This window comes from Chryseobacterium salviniae, from assembly GCF_035819015.1.
Classification (GTDB): Bacteria; Bacteroidota; Bacteroidia; order Flavobacteriales; family Weeksellaceae; genus Chryseobacterium; species Chryseobacterium salviniae.
The window spans coordinates 131,032-148,576 of record NZ_JAYLAA010000039.1; the positions used below are offsets into that span (position 1 = coordinate 131,032).

Below are 17,545 nucleotides of genomic sequence, written 5' to 3' on the forward strand. Positions count from 1 at the left end.
TTCACTTTTTAGCACATTGTTTTTTCTTTCACCATCGGCTTTAATCCTAATGTTTTCAGAAGCTGCAGATCCTCCGAAACTCCCGGATTCGGCGTCACCAAAAGTGTTTCTCTTTCTCCGGTAAAAATGGAATTTGCTCCTGCCATAAAGCACCAGCCCTGTTCAAAATCCGTCATTTCGATTCTTCCTGCACTAAGGCGGACCATGGAAGAAGGCATGATAATTCTTGCTGTGGCAATCATCCTTACCATTTCCCAGGTATCAGTTTTTTCATTATTTTCAAGAGGGGTTCCTTTTACTCTCGCCAAAGCATTAATAGGAACCGATTCAGGATGTTTAGGCATTGTTGCTAAGGTTAAGAGTATGGAAATCCTGTCGACGTGGGATTCTCCCAATCCGATAATTCCACCCGAACAGACCGTAATTCCTGCTTTTCTTACATTGTTGATTGTATTAATCCTATTGTCGAATGTTCTGGTTGAAATAATCTCTTCATAATATTGCTCAGAAGTATCGAGGTTATGGTTATAAGCATACAAACCTGCTTCCTGCAAACGGATTGCCTGTTCTTCGGTAAGCATTCCTAAAGTACAGCAGACTTCCATTCCGAGTTCATTTACGCCTTTTACCATATCAATAACACGGTCAAAATCCCGGTTGTTGCGCACTTCTCTCCATGCCGCGGCCATACAGAACCTTGAAGAACCTCCTTCTTTTGCTTTTTTAGCGTGCTCAATAACTGTTTCCGTTGGCAACAAAGCCTGCACTTTGATGTCGGTGTGGTATCTTGCCGCCTGTCCGCAATAGGAACAGTCTTCCGGGCATCCGCCTGTTTTTATGGAAAGTAAAGTCGACATCTGTACTTCTTCGGGGTTATGCCATTCACGGTGTACGGTGGCGGCTTTGTAGATAAGTTCAAGAAGAGGCAGGTTATAAATTTCCTCTATTTCTTCCCTTGTCCAGTCGTTTTTTAAAATGGTACGTTCTTTCATATCTTTTCTAATTGTTTTGCAGCAGTTTTTATGTTTTCATTTGTTATCTCGCTTAAAAAAGGAATTCTGATAATTCCGGTTTCAGGTTGAATATTTTTGAGGATAATTCTTTCTGTATCCGGCGCGAAATTTCCGTTCAGAATAATATATTTGAGTTTAATTTTTCTTTGTTCTAAAACTGTAAGCGACAATAAAGTGTGGTTAATGCATCCCAGATAATTCTTCACTACCAATGCAGCGGGAATACCAAGTCTTTGAATCAGATCAATGATCAAATCCTCATCATTTAACGGAACCATAAGTCCGCCTGCTCCTTCTACAATTAAATTATTATTGGTTTCAGGAAGTTTAAATTTATTCAGATCTATGGTAATTCCTTCTTCCTTTGCCGACTGGTGTGGCGATGCCGCCAGTTTGAGACGGTATGTTTCGGGATAGCAGATGGTTTGTTCACCAGTCCAGTTTTTTATTTTCATACTGTCTGAAAAATCCAGGTCGCCGGATTGTACGGGTTTCCAGTAATCAGCGTTAAAATATTTTGTTAAAATTGCGGAACAGACGGTTTTTCCGACTTCGGTTCCGATTCCGGTAACAAATAACATTTTCTGTCCTGAATTTTCACTTTTTTGGGGTTGCATTGTATCATCCATAATTCATCAGATAAATTCATTGATAATTTTTGTGAGTTCTGAGATTTCCGACTCTGTATTAAAGCTGTGCAGACAGATTCTCAGCCTTTCTGTCCCTTCCCGTACTGTCGGACTGAAAATGGGATAGGTTAAAAAGCCATTATCCGAAAGGGTTTTTGATAATTCTTTCAATTGATGATTGTCTGGAATTATAATCGCCTGAATCGGACTGTTTTCTTGAGATCTACTCTTTAAATTTCCTCTTCGAAAAGTGGCAATGTTTTTTTGCAGCTGAACGGATGCTGCTTTATTTTCATTTAAAAATTCATATCCTTTAGAAATGCTTATCCATAAGAAATCATGAGCGGAAGTTGTATAAATGAAAGGTGAGGCAAAATTGATGAGGTAAGCTTTTATCAGATCGTTCGTTAATACAGCAGCTCCGTGCGTTCCCAATGCTTTTCCATACGTCACAACCGTAGCCAAAACTTTTTCATGAAGCTTTAAACTGTTGACAAGCCCATATCCGAAAACTCCGAAAGCATGTGCTTCATCCACAATAAGTCCGGCATTATATTTCGCGGTAAGATCTGTAATTTCCTGAAGCGGACAAAAATCCCCATCCATTGAATACAGGCTTTCAACAGCAATATAAACCGTGCCCGTCTGTCTTTTCAGGATATCTTCTAAATGATTATAGTCATTATGTTTGAATTTTAATTTTTTCGCATTCGACAATTTGCAGGCATCGTGTACCGAGCGGTGAATTTTTTCATCCACGATAACGGTGTCGTGACGGTTTGGAAGTGCAGAAAATAAAGCAAGATTCGCATTATAACCCGATGGGAAAAGCAGGGCTGCTTCACAATGATGTTCTTTTGCAATGTATTTTTCCGTCTGCGTAACGATATCACTGTTTCCGCTGATCAGTCTTGAGCCTGTGCTTCCATTGAGTACATCAGGGTTTTTCTGAATTGCTTCTAAAAGTATATTTTGGAAATTTTCATTCCCTGCAAATCCGAGATAATTGTTAGAATAAAAATCTACGCCCTTTTGTCTGGGACGTAATGTTCTTAAAACTCCTTTCTGCTTTCTTTTTGCTAAAGCTTCTTCAACTGGTAAATAAAGATTATGCATGTTCCGTCTTCAAAATTTCCTCTGAAATACTGTTGATCCATTGCTGGTGAAGTTCATTTTCAATCTTCAAAATATGTTCTGCATGAATTTTCCATTCTTCGCAAAATTCATCAAGCTGATGAATCATTTCTTCTAAGTGGCCCTCTTCTTCAAGAATAATAGATTTCACCATAACTTTCGAACCGTACTTTGTAAGAACTTCCTGGTAAACAGGATATAATTCATCTGCTCTAACTTCAATGGCATAGGTGACAAAAAGATAAGCGGCATACCTTAATTGCTCTTTTGTTAAAGAAAATTTCTGTTGCAGATATTTACAAGTTTTTATATCCAGACTGTGAAGATATTGCCTGGTAAAAGCATGTGCAAGCAAATATTCCTTTCGGTAATTTTCACAATTTGATGAAGTAATTTTAAGAATCTGTTTTTTAAGATAATACGCATGACGGTGTTCTTCTGCTGCATGCTTTAGCTGAATAAGATTTACTTCAGATGGATGTTCGCAGGCTGAAATTTTCCTGGCTCCTGCATTTTCCATGTATGATAATGTATTGAGCCATTTTGCATGAATATCGTTATCATTAACAATTCTTTCCAAAAGATGATAGAGCGTCATTTTATTGTTTTGATTCAAAAGTAGTATATTACCGGATGGTTATAAAGTGCCAGTTTTAAGATAATGAATAGTCCGGTTTTAATTCCATATCAAAGTTTTATTAGTATAGACCGATCTTCAGAAGTTTCTGTTTACATGCAGATATCTAATCAGCTTATTAATGCTATTCAGCGCGGATTTCTTCCTTTCGGAACCAAGCTTCCCGGTACGAGAACATTCAGCAAGCTTTTAGAAGTTCACCGAAATACAATCGTTTCTGTATATGAAGAATTGCTCGCTCAGGGTTGGATAGAGATTTTCCCTAATAAAGGCACTTTTGTCATTGGACAAGAAAAGAATACAACAACAGTACAGGTATTCAAACAAAATAACCTTGAAAATTATCCTAAACAAACCGGATTTTCTTTTAAATCTTCCAATATCCTTGATAATCCTTTTGAGCATTCCGACTGCGACTATATTTTTAATGATGGAACTCCGGATATACGGCTGACACAGGTGGATCAGTATTCCGGGATTTACAGTTCTATATTAAAGAGAAAAGCGCATAAAATCGGACAATACAATTCTGACGGAAGTGAATTTTTTAAGCAGCATCTTTCAGAATATTTAAATTTATCAAGAGGTTTGCCGATTTCAAAAAATAACCTTCTCATTACAAGAAGCACCGAAATGAGTATGTATATTGTTTCTGAGATTCTTTTATCTAAAAATGATACAGTTATAGTAGGGGAATTAAGTTACTTTTCGGTCAATATGATCTTTCAGCGCACCGGTGTCAATATTCGCACTGTTTCTATTGATCAAGAAGGAATTAATGTGCAAGAAGTCCGTAAAATCTGTGAGCAGCAAAAAATCAGGATGCTGTATCTTACACCCCATCACCACTATCCTACAACGGTTGCTTTGAGCGCGAAAAGAAGACTTGAGCTGCTGCATTTATCCCAGGAATTTGGCTTTGTAATTCTTGAAGATGATTATGACTACGATTTTCACTACGATAAAAGTCCGATTCTTCCGTTGGCAAGTGCAGATACTAAAGGGATGGTGATTTATATTGGTTCTTTTGGGAAGCTATTAGCTCCGGGATTTCGTACAGGTTTTATTGTTGCACCCGAAAATCTCATGGTAGAAATGAGGAAATATCTTGGAATCATCGACAGACAAGGCGATATTTTGATGGAACATGTTCTTGGTGAAATGATTGCAGAAGGCGAAATTAACCGTTATCTCAAAAAATCCCTGAAAATTTATAAAGAACGAAGGGATCATTTTGCTTCTTTGCTTAAACATCATCTGGACGATTTTATAGACTTTAAAATTCCTTCAGGCGGACTGGCTTTTTGGACAGAATGGAAAATTTCAGTGAATCTTATGCAGCTTTCAAAAAAATGTGCCCGAAATAATGTATTCATTCCAAAAACATTATTGTATCAGAACAGAAATCTCACGGCCATGCGTCTCGGTTTCGGAAATTTTACCATTGATGAAATGGAAAAAGCGGTCGGAATTCTTTCAGAAAATGTAGAAGATATGTTGATAGCAGATAAAATGCAGTAAAATTATTTTGGTTGGATTTTTGAATATAGCTTTCTAAATACTTACACTATTGAAATTAATTACTTTTACCAACAAAGGGATTTATTGTCCGCAGGGTAAATTTTACATTGACCCTTGGCGACCCGTTGATCTGGCGGTTATCACACACGGACATGCCGATCATGCCCGATGGGGAATGAAAAAATACCTTTGCCATCACTTCACCAAACCGATTTTGTATAAAAGAATAAGCGAAGATATAGAATGCCAGAGCGTGGAATATGGTGAAGTTATCAATATCAACGGAGTAAAAGTCTCATTGCATCCTGCCGGACATATTATTGGTTCTGCACAGATCAGACTTGAATATAAAGGATATGTAAGTGTTGTTTCCGGAGATTATAAAGTTCAGGATGACGGATTGAGTACGCCTTTCGAATTGGTACGGTGTAATGAGTTTGTTACGGAAAGTACTTTCGGACTGCCTATTTACAATTGGCTGGAAGTAGATGATCTAAATAAAAGGCTTCAAAGCTGGGTGCTCCGGAATAAAGAAAATCAGAAAACTTCCGTATTTATCGGATACTCTTTAGGTAAAGCCCAAAGAATTATGAAAGCGGTTGAAGAACTCGGTAAAATTCACGTTCATTATTCCATCGGAAAGCTGAACGAAGCTTTTGAAGCGGTAGGAATTGGTCTTCCGGATTATGAGATCCCCGATTTCAGGGAAAGTGTAAAGCATCTTCAGGATGAAATTGTCATTGTACCGCCTGCTTTATTGGATTCGAATGTCATTAAAAAAATTCCGAATGCGGCAACAGCAATCTGTTCCGGCTGGATGCAGGTGCGTGGCGCAAGAAGGTGGCGAAGCGCAGATGCCGGTTTCCCAATGAGTGATCACGCCGACTGGAAAGGACTTTTACAGGCCATAAAAGCAACGGAAGCAGAACTTGTTCACGTTACACACGGACAGACCGAAGTTTTTTCTAAATATTTAAACGAAATCGGTATTCAATCTGATGTTGTGGAAACGTTGTATGGTGATGATGACGAAGAGGAAAAGGAAAAAGAAATACTAGAAGATTAACGATTATGAAATTAAACCTTCAAGGTTTTTAAAACCTTGAAGGTTTGTATATATAATTAATAAAGAAAAATGAAACATTTCGCAGAACTTATCAACGCTCTGGAAAGCACCAATAAAACCAATGCTAAAATCGATGCCATCATCGATTATCTGGAACGTGCCCCCGATGAAGATAAAGTATGGCTGATTGCCCTTTTTACAGGCAAAAGACCCAAGCGGAATGTCAACACCAATTACATGAAAGAATGGGCGCTGGAAATAACTCAGTTACCATTCTGGCTTTTTCAGGAAAGCTATTCTTCAGTGGGAGATCTTGGAGAAACCATTTCATTGATTTTGCCACCGCCGAAGGAAAAAATAGACCGCTCATTATCTGATTGGATGAATGAGATCATTAGCTTGAAAAATAAAAACGACCATGAAAAAAAAGAATTTGTCCTTACCTCATGGAACGGGCTTGATTATACGGAACGTCTGATCTTTAATAAGTTATTAGGCGGCAGCTTCCGGATCGGAGTTTCAGATAAAACATTAATTAATGCTTTAACAAAGTTTTCAAACCAGGAACCAAGTACGCTGATGCACAGTCTTATGGGAAAATGGCAACCTGATGAGGTTTCCTTTCATGAGCTGATTTCCGCAGAAAATATCAATCCGGATAATTCCAAGCCCTATCCTTTCTGTCTTGCCTATGCTTTGGAAAAAGATCTGGATGAATTAGGAGAACCTCATGAATGGCTTATTGAATACAAATGGGACGGAATCCGCGGACAGATTATTCGCAGAAACGATGAAGTGTTCATTTGGTCGCGTGGTGAAGAGCTCGTTACCGATCAGTTTCCTGAAATAAAAGAAGTGGTTCAGAATATGAAAGGAGACTTTGTAATTGATGGAGAAATACTTGCGGTAAAAGATGATAAGGTTCTAAATTTTAATGAATTACAAAAAAGATTAAACAGAAAAACTTTAACTAAAAAAATGCTTTCCGAAATCCCGATTCAGGTGTTTGCCTATGATCTGCTGGAGCTTGAAAATAACGATCTCAGGGAAAAACCCATCTCCGCAAGAAGAGCCATGCTTGAAGAATTATTACTGAATGAAAATCCGGAAAACATTAAAATTTCAGAAGTCATCGCATTTGAAAACTGGGATGAACTAAACAACATCCGGGAAAATTCAAGAGATATTAACAGCGAAGGATTGATGCTAAAGCAGAAAAGTTCACAATATCATTCAGGAAGAAAAAAGGGCGATTGGTGGAAATGGAAAATCAGTCCGCTCACGATAGATGCCGTTCTAATCTATGCCCAAAAAGGAAGTGGGAGAAGAAGCGCTTATTACACCGATTATACTTTCGCTGTAAAAAATGAAGATAAACTGGTAACTATTGCGAAAGCATATTCAGGTCTTACGGATAAAGAAATTATGGAAGTCAGCAAGTTTGTCAATAAAAATGCCATTGAGAAATTCGGACCGGTACGAACAGTAAAACCTGAACTTGTTTTTGAAATTGCTTTTGAAGGAATCGGGTTCAGTAATCGACATAAAAGTGGCGTTGCACTTCGTTTTCCAAGAATTTTAAGATGGCGAAAAGATAAAACCGTAAATGAGATTGACGACTTGGAAGAAATTAAAAAATTAATACTGTGATTTTTAAACGCTATGAACGCAAGCTTATTTTAAATATCAGAATATTTTCGTTCGCAAGGCGTTTCACTCAGCAGGATTTTCAGCTTTTACTTATTGAACACAAACTAAAATTTTACGAATGTCGTTCAGCCTTTGCGAAAAAAAACTTTTTTAACTATCATAGCGTTTAAACAAAATAGAAAAAATTGACAACATTCGAAAATACCGACGGCTACCAAATCATCCAGAACTGGATGGAAGAAAAAGGCATTTCCCCTTTTAAATTTCAGGTTGAAACCTGGAAAAAATTCGGGAATGGGTACAGCGGAATGGTTGTTGCACCAACAGGTTTCGGAAAAACCTATTCAGTGTTTTTAGCCCTAATTTCAGATTTTCTCAATCGGCCTGAAAAATATGGAAAAGGCCTGAAAATGATATGGATCACTCCGCTCCGCTCGCTTTCAAAAGATATTGCCAAAGCAATGCAGGAAGCCATTGATGAAATCGGGTTAGATTGGACAGTCGGTGTCAGAAACGGAGATACAGATCCTAAAGTTCGTCAGCAACAGGTTAAAAATATGCCTGAAATTTTGGTGGCAACTCCAGAAAGCCTTCATTTGCTGCTCGGACAAAAAAAACATCAGCGGTTTTTTCAGGATTTGCAGACCATCGTTATTGACGAATGGCATGAACTGCTGGGTTCCAAACGTGGTGTTATGGTTGAACTGGGAATCTCACAGCTTAGAAAATATGTTCCGAAAATTAAAATCTGGGGAATAACGGCTACGATAGGAAATCTGGATGAAGCCATGGAAGTCCTGATTCCTTATCACATTAAAAAAACAAAAATTACAGCCAAAGAGAAAAAGAAAATTGATATTCTTTCCGTCTTCCCCGATGAAGTGGAAATTCTTCCGTGGGCAGGGCATCTCGGCCATAAACTGGCAGATAAAGTCGTTCCGATTATCCTGAATTCTAATTCGACTATTGTTTTTACCAATACCAGAAGCCAGAGTGAAATGTGGTACCAGCTTTTGCTGGATGCCTATCCGGATTTTGCCGGACAAATTGCCATTCATCACAGTTCGATTGATGCTCATTTAAGGATCTGGATTGAAGAAAACCTCAGCAACGGTAAACTGAAAGCCGTTGTCTCAACCTCATCACTTGATTTAGGAATTGATTTTAAGCCGGTGGATACGGTAATCCAGATTGGTTCTGCAAAAGGGGTTGCAAGATTTCTGCAGCGTGCCGGACGAAGCGGCCACTCCCCTTTCGAAACCTCTAAAATTTATTGCGTTCCGACCCATTCCCTGGAGCTTATTGAAGTTTCCGCACTGAAAGAAGCTGTGAAAAATAACGTCATAGAGCCCCGTGATCCGCAGGTTCTGTGTTTTGATGTACTGGTACAGTTCCTGATGACACTTGCCATTGGCGACGGCTTTTATCCTGATGAAATGTTTCCGCAGATTAAAGAAACTTTTGCTTTTCAGCAGATGACGGATGAAGAATGGAAAAGTATTCTCGATTTTTTAACCATTGGTGGAAAGGCACTTAAAAGTTATGAAGAATTTCATAAAGTAGTTATTGATGAAACAGGTTTATATAAAGTAACATCCCGAAGAATTTCCATGCTTCACCGGATGAATATGGGAGTCATCGTAAGTGATGCGATGCTGAAGGTAAAGTTTATTTCCGGCGGCTACATCGGTATGGTGGAAGAATATTTTATTTCGAGATTAAAGAAAGAGGATAAATTTATTCTTGCCGGGCGTGTGCTGGAAGTGGCCATGATTAAAGACATGACGGTTTTCGTAAGGGCTTCCAAAGGAAAAGCTTTTGCTCCGAGTTATCTCGGCGGAAGACTGCCTTTAAGTTCTAACCTCGGACAGTTTTTAAGGGAGAAACTTTCGGGTGCTCTTAATCCTAAATCTTCTGAAAAAGAATTAAAATTTTTACATCCTCTTTTGGCTAACCAGGAAGAACGTTCTCACATTCCTGAAGAAAATGAATTTTTGGTAGAATTAATCAAAAACCGCGAAGGGTATCACCTGTTTATGTATCCTTTTGAAGGAAGGCTGGTTCATGAAGTAATGGCGGCGCTTATTGCGTACCGTATTTCTAAATTGGCTCCGATTTCATTTTCGATGGCGATGAATGATTATGGTTTTGAATTATTCAGCGATAAACAAATTCCGCTGAATGAAGATAATTTAGAGCAGATTCTTACGCGAGAAAATTTAATGACAGATGTTATTTCGAGTATTAACGCTGCCGAAATGGCGAGACGTAAATTTCGGGATATTGCTGTGATTTCAGGAATGGTCATTCAGAATTTCCCCGGGCAGCAGCGTTCCAACAAATCGTTGCAAAGTTCCGCAGGGCTTATTTTTAAAGTGCTGGAAGATTACGATCCTGACCATTTTTTGGTGAGGCAGTCTTATACCGAAGTATTTAATATGCAGCTTCAGGAGCAGAGGCTTGTGGAAGCATTTAAGCGTATTGAAAAGTCAAAAGTTATTTTAAAATTTGCCAATTCTTTTACGCCATTGAGCTTCCCCATAAAAGTAGACAGTCTTCGCCAGACACTTTCCAGTGAAGATTTGGATTCCAGGATCAAACGGTTGGTGGAACAGGCAAAAAAAGTCAGGTAATTATCCTATTCTCTTGCCAAGAATGACCAATGTTCTTTCTACGCCATCCAGTACGGCAACATTTGGAAAGGTTCCCCAGTCTTCAAAGCCAAAATGTCTGAAAAGCTTCAGGCTTGGCTCATTATGCAGAAAAATAAATCCTAATAATGTTTTCACCCCGAATTTTCCGGCATTGTCGATACAATATTGCAGAATTTTTTTACCGAACCCTTTTCCGCGGCAGCTTTCATCCATATAAATGCTTACTTCCACTGTTCCATTGTATGCCGGTCTTCCGTAGAATGACGTAAAGCTTACCCATCCCAAAATATGATGTGCTGAATTTTCTACCATCCAGAGCGGCCGGGTTTGAGGATTATGCTCATGAAACCATTGTATTTTGCTCTCCACCGAAACATTTTCGGTATCGGCTGTTACCATCCGGGATGGAATGGTAGAATTGTAAATTTCAACAATTTTCGGCAAATCTTCAAGGGTGGCATTTCTGAAGGTAAGTTCTTCCATAGTGCGACAGCATTTATCTGCAAATATACATGAAGATTTTTCTTTTTTATATGATTATTCTTCGGCGTTGGGATCTTTCAGCTCTTTAAGGCTTCTGTTGAGGCTTCGTACACTGATTCCCAGATAGGCTGCCATATCTTCCTTTGAAATTTCCATTTCTTTAGCTTTTAATTCCAGAAACTGGTTGAGCGTATGTTCTGTCGTGTGAAGCTGCTGGTACGATGCCCTGCTTGAAGTGTTGACAATACGTTCCGCAAAAACATCGAGCAGGAAATTATTCAGACCCAAATCATTTTTAAGCAAATCCTTAAAATACGGGATCGACATCGCATATACGGTAACCTCCGATATCGCTTCAATAGAACACAGACACCGAACATTTTTAATGACCTCTATCTCACCGATAATTTCTCCTTTGCCTAAAAATTCAACGATATACTCTTTGTCATTCTCTTCTATAAAATAACACTTGGTGATGCCGGTTCTGATGAGCATAATCTTTGTGGAAGTCTCATTCTGGGTGAGCAATCGTTCTCCTTTAGCATAAGATTTAACAATGATATTTTCCTTTTCCGGCTGTTTCTCATAAAGCGCTTCCAGGTACTCTAAAAATGGTTGGTTCGTTCTCAGCATGATAATGATCCGGGACAAATGTCCTTTTTTGGTTGATATTTATTTCTGAATTTTGGATCCGAAAATTACAAAATCTAATTTAAACACATTATGAATTCTATCCATACAATAGCTTTTGATGCCGATGATACGCTTTGGATAAACGAAATTTATTTTCAGGAAGCTGAAATGGCTTTTTGCGAGCTTTTTAAAGATGAATTGCCTTATCAGACCGTTACGCAGGAATTATTTGCCACCGAAATGAAGGATCTCCATCTTTACGGTTATGGGGTGAAAGGTTTTATGCTGTGCATGATGGAAATGGCTGGGAAACTTTCAAGCGGATTCAGTAAAGGATCACTCATTGGAAACATTATAGAAATCGGACATGCTCTTTTGCAAAAGCCCGTTGAACTTCTGGATGGCGTTGCCGAAACGCTTGATCAGCTAAAAGACAGATACAGACTGGTGGTTGCCACAAAAGGTGACCTGCTGGATCAGGAACGAAAACTTGCAAAATCGGGATTACATGATTATTTTCACCATATTGAAATTATGAGTGATAAAAAATAACGGATTATCAGAAATTGATCCGACATCTGGATTGTAATCCGGAAAACTTTTTAATGGCAGGAAACTCTATAAAGTCTGATATTCTTCCGGTGTTGGAAATGGGCAGCTACGCAGCTCACATTCCTTACCATCTTACATGGGCTCACGAGCAGCATGAGCATAAGCCGGAATCTGAACGTTTTATGGAGCTTAAAAATATCCGTGAGATTTTGGATTATGTTTAAATTAAAGGTAAATTAATCAAATGAGACGGGTTCTTTGATGCCGTATCTGCAGAATTTAAGGTATTTGTCAATGTATTCCGATTTATATTTTCTTTCGAAAAAAGCTAACTTATCAAAGTAAGGAACTTTTAAACCTTCATATAAATGATATTCTGCAAGGAGTTCTACCATCACTTTCGGACTGTTCGGATTGCTTAGAATAATCTGGTCTAAACGTGAAGTTAATGAATCAATTTCATTCGTTTTCCAAATAGATCTGGTATTCAGCATATCTTTAATATTCTGATATTCTGGTGAATTTTGTTTATGGTTGGCAATCATACTGTCCTTCCATTTTCTTTCCCAATCGGCCTGCTTAATGATTTGTTTTTCGGCAAGTACATTCTGATATAATTCAAAAGCAATAGTTGTCATTCTTATAACACATCCTTTCATTACTTTAAGAGAATCTTTAGTATTTAAATTGTTGATAAAGAATTTTTCAAAAGATTTTGATTTTCTGCTGAAAAGAATATTGAGAGCATATAGTTTTGTGGAAGGATTTCCATTGGATGCTATAAATTTTACTTCATCATCGGAAGCTATCTTTCCGATTTTTTCATTGATTTTATAAACTTCACTTTCATGTCCGTCAATGCTGATATTTTTGGATTCATATCTTTCACTTTGTGATAGTTGCTTATAAAGCTTATTTACTTTTGGTGATAATTGCCCAAAGAACAGTATCGGCAGGAATAAAAGAAAAAAGAAAGTTTTCATCGGTTTATGGTCGTTTAAGCTAAAAAAATCCGTTCAGATCTGAACGGATTTTTATAAAAATTATTATTTTTTCAGGCATTTTTCCAGGAACTGATCCTGCTCCCAGAGCAAATGCAGAATGTTTTCTTTCGCAACATATCCGTGAGCTTCCTTAGGTAAAAGTACCATTTTTACCGGTGCGCCGAGGTTTTTCAATGCCTGGAAATATCGTTCCGTCTGAAGCGTGAATGTTCCCGGATTATTGTCGGCATCACCGTGAACCAGCAATAATGGTGTTTTCATTTTGTCAGCATTCATAAATGGGGACATGGTGTTGTAAATTTCCGGAACATCCCAGTAATTTCTCTGCTCACTCTGAAATCCGAAAGGTGTTAATGTACGGTTATAGGCCCCGCTTCTTGCAATTCCGCAGGCAAACAATTTTGAGTGTGTCAAAAGATTGGCTGTCATAAAAGCTCCGTAAGAATGCCCTCCCACGGCAACTTTTTTACGATCAATGTATCCAAGCTGATCAACGGCGTTAATAGCGGCTTCAGCATTGGCAACCAATTGCGGAATAAACGTATCGTTCGGTTCTGTTTTTCCTTCCCCGATGATCGGGAATGCGGCATCGTCCAAAACAGCGTAGCCTTTGGTCGTCCAATATACGAAGGATCCGTAGTACGGAAAGGTAAAATCATTCGGGTTTTGGGTGTTTTGTCCGGCTGTATTTTTGTCTTTATACTCTGTCGGATACGCCCAGATCAGCAACGGAAGTTTTTCGTTTTTTGCTTTTCTGTCATAACCTGCAGGAAGATAGAGGGTTCCTGTTAACGTCACCCCATCATTTCTTTTGTAGGTAATGACTTCCTTATAAACATCTTTTATGCTTTCAAACGGATTGGCAAACTGAGTTACAGGTTCTACTTTGTTAGATTTGATATTTTTCCTGTAATAATTCGGATATTGGCTGGAAGACTGTTGGGTCGTTAAAATCTCCCCTTTTGAAGGATTCAGGATGTCAACGATCTCTTCTTTTGCATTTTTAAGATTGGAAGTGTAAAGCCTTTTTTTCTTTAATGTTTTCATATCCATCTCATCGAGAAAAGGGTGCTGCCCGTCTTTGGTAAATCCGGCTCCGATCAGGTAGGACTTCCCTCCTTTCATATCGACAACATATCTTCCGTACTGATTTTTGGTGGTGTTAAAATTTCCAGGGTCATTGTATACATCCTGATAATTCCTGTCGTCAATTACTTTAGATTCCCCGTTGTTCAGATCTATGAGATAAGATTTTGTATTTCTGGTATCGTACCATCCTTCTGAAACAATCGCATAATGATCGTTGGTCCAGCTTGTTCCTTCGTATCTTTGTTTTGTTTTAAAAAATGACTTTGGAGCATTGCTGAACGGAGCTTCCCAGGTAAAAATTTCATCCCTGAAATCTGCCGGTTTCGATTGGTCTCCGCCGTCCAATGCTTCAGCATACACCAATGTTGCAGGCATATCGCTTCTCCATCCCATATCTCTTTTTCCTATTCTTACCGATGAAAAACCTTTAGGCATAATTTCATTCAAAGGAATCTCGTTCACCACTTTTACCACGTTTCCGTTGGCATCATAAACGGTTGTAGTCATGGGAAAACGACTCAACGGAACGATGTAGGAAAACGGTTTTTTAATGGTGGTTGCCATCAGATAATTTCCGTCCGGAGAGTAACTCAATCCGGTGTACATATCCTGATCTTTTATTTTTTTCAGGTTTCCCTGAAGATCAACGTTGTAAATTTCGGAAGCGGTAAGAATTTCAAAATTCCTTTCATCCTGAGGATTTTTAAGCAAATCCTGATACGTTCTGTTTTGTGAAACTTTACCGTCGGAAGTAGAAACAATCGGTCCTGTCGGAAGATCTTTACTTGAATCAATCAGCGCAGGTCTGTTTTGAGGAAGAACTTTTATCAATACATTCTTTGAATCTTTATTCCAGGTGTAAGGACTTCCTAAATTGGCATTGAGGTTATCTGAAGTAATTTTTCTTGCGGCTGCAGTTTCCAGATCAACGATCCAGAGCTCAACTCCTTTATTCGTTGTATTGGTAAAAGCAAAAGATTTTTCGTCCGGAGAAAATGAAGTGTACGCAATTTTCGGATTTTGCGGTAAATTTTTAACCTGAATTTCCGTTTTGTCATTCAGTTTTCGGACTTTTAAATTGTTAATGTAGGTAACGGAGCTTGAAATATTCGTAACCGGGTTTATTCTTAGTCCGCCAAGCTTCATTTCCTGCTGATTCAGGTCTTCAAGTGTTTTATAAGTCGGACGGTAGCTAAAAACAATCCAGTCTTTTTTACTGTTCATCAAGACACTCGGAGGTCGCTCGTAATCTGCCAGTTTAAGGATTTCGGCAGATGGTTTCTGATAGGTGATATTTTCCTGCGCTTCGTAAAAATTAAGAAACGCCAGAAGGCAAATGGTTATCTTTATTTTCATTAAATATTCTCTTTCCGACGAAATTAATGAATTTTATGTTAACCTAAATTTTTCTTTTAATGAAAAATAAAAAAGCAGCAAAATTTGCTGCCTGTATGTTAAATTACCAGTCACTGGCTCTTTTTCTTTTTTCGATCATATAGTCGACTGAAATTTTTCCGGGGCCGGAAGCAATAAGGAGAAGATAAACTGAAAGATAAATGAGACTCATTTCCCTTTTTTCAAAAGGATCTGCCCCATGAACCACGAAGGCTGCAATGATCATTGTAAAAATAAGAAAGCCTAATGCAACTCTCGTAAACAGCCCTAAAATAATCAGGATGGAACATACAAACTCTGCAAATACAGTAAGCGTTAAAGATACGGTTGGCCCCAGTCCCAGGAAGTCGAAAAACTCAATTTTCCCTCCTTCAAGAAGCATCTGAAGTTTTGGGAAGCCGTGAGACAGCATGGCGAAACCAATAAAAACTCTCACCACCAATAAAATTATATCTTTAAAAACCGTATTAGAATTTGTAGTGTTCAAATAGTTCATCAAGTTAAAATTTAATTAAAGATAACGAAAATGTTTGTAAATATAACGGCTTTTCAGCTTGTTTTAGTCTATCGGTAACCGAAGTTTTTCAGATCTCTGTCGTTTTTCCTCCAGTCTTTTTTCACTTTTACAAAAAGGTTCAGGTGAATCTTTTTATTGAAAAATTTTTCAAGATCCAACCTTGATTCGGTTCCCACTTTTTTAATGGCTTCCCCTTTATGCCCGATTATAATTCCCTTCTGCGTATCTCTCTCTACATAAATAATGGAATCGATGAAAATAATTCCTTCTTTTTCCTTGAACTGTTCGGTTACCACTTCTACCGAATAGGGAATTTCTTTATCATAATTCAGTAGGATTTTTTCACGGATGGCTTCGTTTACAAAGAATCTTTCAGGCTTGTCGGTATACTGGTCTTTATCGTAATATGGCGGATTTTCCGGAAGCAGTGATTTCAGTTTCGGTAAAATAATATCGGTGTTGAATGCGTTTAGTGCAGAAATCGGCAGAATTTCAGCTTTAGGAATTCGTTCATGCCATGTTTCAACCAGCTTTTCAAGACCTTCCTGATTGGTCTGGTCTACTTTATTCAGCAGCAATAAAACCGGTACGGGAATTTTATTCAGCTTATCAATTAAAAATTCTGAAGGCTCGGCTTTATCGGTAACATCCACAATGAATAAGAAAACATCTGCATCCTGGAGGGAATCTTTTACAAAATCCATCATTTTTTCCTGCAAGCCGTACTTCGGATCAAGAACTCCGGGAGTGTCGGAAAATACGATCTGCAAATCTTCTTCATTATAAATTCCAAAAATTCTGTGGCGTGTGGTCTGTGCTTTCTGGGTAACAATGGCCAGCTTCTCGCCCATTAACTGATTGAGTAAGGTTGATTTTCCGGCATTCGGTTTCCCGACGATATTTACAAATCCTGCTTTGTGCATAAAAAATTATATTGAACTGCAAAGTTAATAAAACAAATCTGGTCTTTGGGCCTATTCCCGGGATTTAAAATGACAAGCCCCCGAAAACACTTTATTTTCAGGGGCTTTTCAATTAAATATATACTTTTATCTGTCGTTTATATCCACTGTTACCGGCATCACATAAGTATAAGCAACCATATTTTCAGTTAATTTTTTCCGGCCTACTTTGTATGGCAAGCCACTTAAAACCGTTTCAATTTCCTTGTTTACATTTTTACAGTCACCACTGGCATGTACATTCACTATTTTACCCTTTTTAGAAATATCAAATTTAACTATGGAGTTCACGACTCCCTGTTTATAATCTGGGTTGGTTAAATCAAAGTTATCCATCAATCGGGTTCTTATATCATTAAAAGTCTGATTCTTAATCAGCTGCACTTCTTCAATCGTATTGTTTGTACTACTTTGTGCTTGGGCTGTATTAAAGATTACTGTGCCTCCACAAATAATTAAAGCAATATATATTTGAATTTTATTTTTCATAACGCTTTGGTTTTAATGTTATTAAACTTGTTTTTTTAGTCTCTCTACCAAAGATATGAAAAAAATTCACATTAAATTAATATTGAATTAACATTAAGTTAATATTAAAAATTAATT

At 38.0% G+C, this 17,545-nt stretch carries 15 protein-coding genes and 1 pseudogene; 5 read left to right on the top strand and 11 right to left on the bottom strand.

Features of this window, described 5'->3' with window-relative positions; translation table 11 throughout:
• Nucleotides 1-8 precede the first annotated feature (8 nt).
• The 4 genes from bioB to SOP96_RS10920 are packed head-to-tail and all read right to left on the bottom strand — an operon-like array spanning nucleotide 9 to nucleotide 3,374.
• On the bottom strand, nucleotides 9-992 hold the full coding sequence (bioB, locus tag SOP96_RS10905; protein WP_326320966.1) for a biotin synthase BioB: 984 nt from the start codon (nucleotides 990-992) through the stop codon (nucleotides 9-11).
• Nucleotides 989-1,642, bottom strand: a complete 654-nt coding sequence (gene bioD / locus SOP96_RS10910; RefSeq protein WP_326320967.1) for a dethiobiotin synthase — start codon at nucleotides 1,640-1,642, stop codon at nucleotides 989-991. The genes bioB and bioD overlap by 4 nt, the downstream gene beginning before the upstream one ends.
• 6 nt (nucleotides 1,643-1,648) lie before the next feature.
• Nucleotides 1,649-2,758: an aminotransferase class I/II-fold pyridoxal phosphate-dependent enzyme gene (locus SOP96_RS10915; protein ID WP_326320968.1), complete on the bottom strand. Its 1,110-nt coding sequence runs from the start codon at nucleotides 2,756-2,758 to the stop codon at nucleotides 1,649-1,651.
• The gene (locus SOP96_RS10920) at nucleotides 2,751-3,374 is read right to left on the bottom strand and encodes a hypothetical protein (protein WP_326320969.1); all 624 of its coding nucleotides are present in this window, start codon (nucleotides 3,372-3,374) and stop codon (nucleotides 2,751-2,753) included. Before SOP96_RS10920 ends, SOP96_RS10915 begins: the two co-directional genes overlap by 8 nt.
• Nucleotides 3,375-3,437: 63 nt before the next feature.
• On the opposite strand from SOP96_RS10920, the gene SOP96_RS10925 reads away from it, so the two are divergent.
• From SOP96_RS10925 to SOP96_RS10940, 4 genes are all read left to right on the top strand, one after another.
• Nucleotides 3,438-4,934, top strand: coding sequence for an aminotransferase-like domain-containing protein (locus SOP96_RS10925; protein ID WP_326320970.1), 1,497 nt, complete (start codon nucleotides 3,438-3,440; stop codon nucleotides 4,932-4,934).
• Nucleotides 4,935-4,983: 49 nt separating this feature from the next.
• Entirely contained in the window at nucleotides 4,984-6,000 is a 1,017-nt protein-coding gene (locus tag SOP96_RS10930; protein ID WP_326320971.1) for a ligase-associated DNA damage response exonuclease, read from the top strand.
• Nucleotides 6,001-6,069: 69 nt separating this feature from the next.
• On the top strand, nucleotides 6,070-7,650 hold the full coding sequence (locus tag SOP96_RS10935; protein ID WP_326320972.1) for an ATP-dependent DNA ligase: 1,581 nt from the start codon (nucleotides 6,070-6,072) through the stop codon (nucleotides 7,648-7,650).
• A 185-nt stretch (nucleotides 7,651-7,835) separates the two neighbouring features.
• Complete coding sequence (locus SOP96_RS10940; protein ID WP_326320973.1) at nucleotides 7,836-10,283, top strand: ligase-associated DNA damage response DEXH box helicase; 2,448 nt, start codon at nucleotides 7,836-7,838, stop codon at nucleotides 10,281-10,283.
• Here SOP96_RS10940 and SOP96_RS10945 read toward each other — a convergent pair whose 3' ends face one another.
• Together SOP96_RS10945 and SOP96_RS10950 are read right to left on the bottom strand one after the other, a co-directional pair.
• Nucleotides 10,284-10,787 carry a GNAT family N-acetyltransferase gene (locus SOP96_RS10945; protein ID WP_326320974.1) on the bottom strand — a complete coding sequence of 168 codons (504 nt, stop codon included), beginning with the start codon at nucleotides 10,785-10,787 and terminating at the stop codon, nucleotides 10,284-10,286.
• Nucleotides 10,788-10,841: 54 nt separating this feature from the next.
• Entirely contained in the window at nucleotides 10,842-11,420 is a 579-nt protein-coding gene (locus SOP96_RS10950; RefSeq protein ID WP_326321143.1) for a Crp/Fnr family transcriptional regulator, read from the bottom strand.
• 87 nt (nucleotides 11,421-11,507) lie between these two features.
• Here SOP96_RS10950 and SOP96_RS10955 point away from each other — a divergent pair.
• A pseudogene (locus tag SOP96_RS10955) lies at nucleotides 11,508-12,196 on the top strand (HAD family hydrolase).
• Between the two features lie 12 nt (nucleotides 12,197-12,208).
• Here SOP96_RS10955 and SOP96_RS10960 read toward each other — a convergent pair.
• The 5 genes from SOP96_RS10960 to SOP96_RS10980 all read right to left on the bottom strand — a co-directional run bounded on the left by SOP96_RS10960 (nucleotide 12,209) and on the right by SOP96_RS10980 (nucleotide 17,428).
• Nucleotides 12,209-12,955, bottom strand: coding sequence for a hypothetical protein (locus SOP96_RS10960; protein WP_326320975.1), 747 nt, complete (start codon nucleotides 12,953-12,955; stop codon nucleotides 12,209-12,211).
• 63 nt (nucleotides 12,956-13,018) lie between these two features.
• Nucleotides 13,019-15,421, bottom strand: coding sequence for an alpha/beta hydrolase family protein (locus tag SOP96_RS10965; protein ID WP_326320976.1), 2,403 nt, complete (start codon nucleotides 15,419-15,421; stop codon nucleotides 13,019-13,021).
• A 103-nt stretch (nucleotides 15,422-15,524) separates the two neighbouring features.
• Nucleotides 15,525-15,956 carry a DoxX family protein gene (locus SOP96_RS10970; RefSeq protein WP_326320977.1) on the bottom strand — a complete coding sequence of 144 codons (432 nt, stop codon included), beginning with the start codon at nucleotides 15,954-15,956 and terminating at the stop codon, nucleotides 15,525-15,527.
• A 68-nt stretch (nucleotides 15,957-16,024) separates the two neighbouring features.
• A complete protein-coding gene (era, locus tag SOP96_RS10975; protein ID WP_326320978.1) occupies nucleotides 16,025-16,900 on the bottom strand; it encodes a GTPase Era in 876 nt (291 codons plus the stop codon).
• Between the two features lie 126 nt (nucleotides 16,901-17,026).
• On the bottom strand, nucleotides 17,027-17,428 hold the full coding sequence (locus SOP96_RS10980; protein WP_326320979.1) for a hypothetical protein: 402 nt from the start codon (nucleotides 17,426-17,428) through the stop codon (nucleotides 17,027-17,029).
• Between the last annotated feature and the right edge of the window lie 117 nt (nucleotides 17,429-17,545).

Bases quoted from the DNA above. Each gene is read 5' to 3' on its own strand.
- bioD (WP_326320967.1), bottom strand. From the start codon at position 1,642: ATGGATGATACAATGCAACCCCAAAAAAGTGAAAATTCAGGACAGAAA.
- SOP96_RS10965 (WP_326320976.1), bottom strand. From the start codon at position 15,421: ATGAAAATAAAGATAACCATTTGCCTTCTGGCGTTTCTTAATTTTTAC.
- SOP96_RS10950 (WP_326321143.1), bottom strand. From the start codon at position 11,420: ATGCTGAGAACGAACCAACCATTTTTAGAGTACCTGGAAGCGCTTTAT.
- SOP96_RS10960 (WP_326320975.1), bottom strand. From the start codon at position 12,955: ATGAAAACTTTCTTTTTTCTTTTATTCCTGCCGATACTGTTCTTTGGG.
- SOP96_RS10945 (WP_326320974.1), bottom strand. From the start codon at position 10,787: ATGGAAGAACTTACCTTCAGAAATGCCACCCTTGAAGATTTGCCGAAA.
- era (WP_326320978.1), bottom strand. From the start codon at position 16,900: ATGCACAAAGCAGGATTTGTAAATATCGTCGGGAAACCGAATGCCGGA.
- SOP96_RS10935 (WP_326320972.1), top strand. From the start codon at position 6,070: ATGAAACATTTCGCAGAACTTATCAACGCTCTGGAAAGCACCAATAAA.
- SOP96_RS10970 (WP_326320977.1), bottom strand. From the start codon at position 15,956: ATGAACTATTTGAACACTACAAATTCTAATACGGTTTTTAAAGATATA.
- SOP96_RS10925 (WP_326320970.1), top strand. From the start codon at position 3,438: ATGAATAGTCCGGTTTTAATTCCATATCAAAGTTTTATTAGTATAGAC.
- SOP96_RS10915 (WP_326320968.1), bottom strand. From the start codon at position 2,758: ATGCATAATCTTTATTTACCAGTTGAAGAAGCTTTAGCAAAAAGAAAG.
- SOP96_RS10920 (WP_326320969.1), bottom strand. From the start codon at position 3,374: ATGACGCTCTATCATCTTTTGGAAAGAATTGTTAATGATAACGATATT.
- SOP96_RS10980 (WP_326320979.1), bottom strand. From the start codon at position 17,428: ATGAAAAATAAAATTCAAATATATATTGCTTTAATTATTTGTGGAGGC.
- bioB (WP_326320966.1), bottom strand. From the start codon at position 992: ATGAAAGAACGTACCATTTTAAAAAACGACTGGACAAGGGAAGAAATA.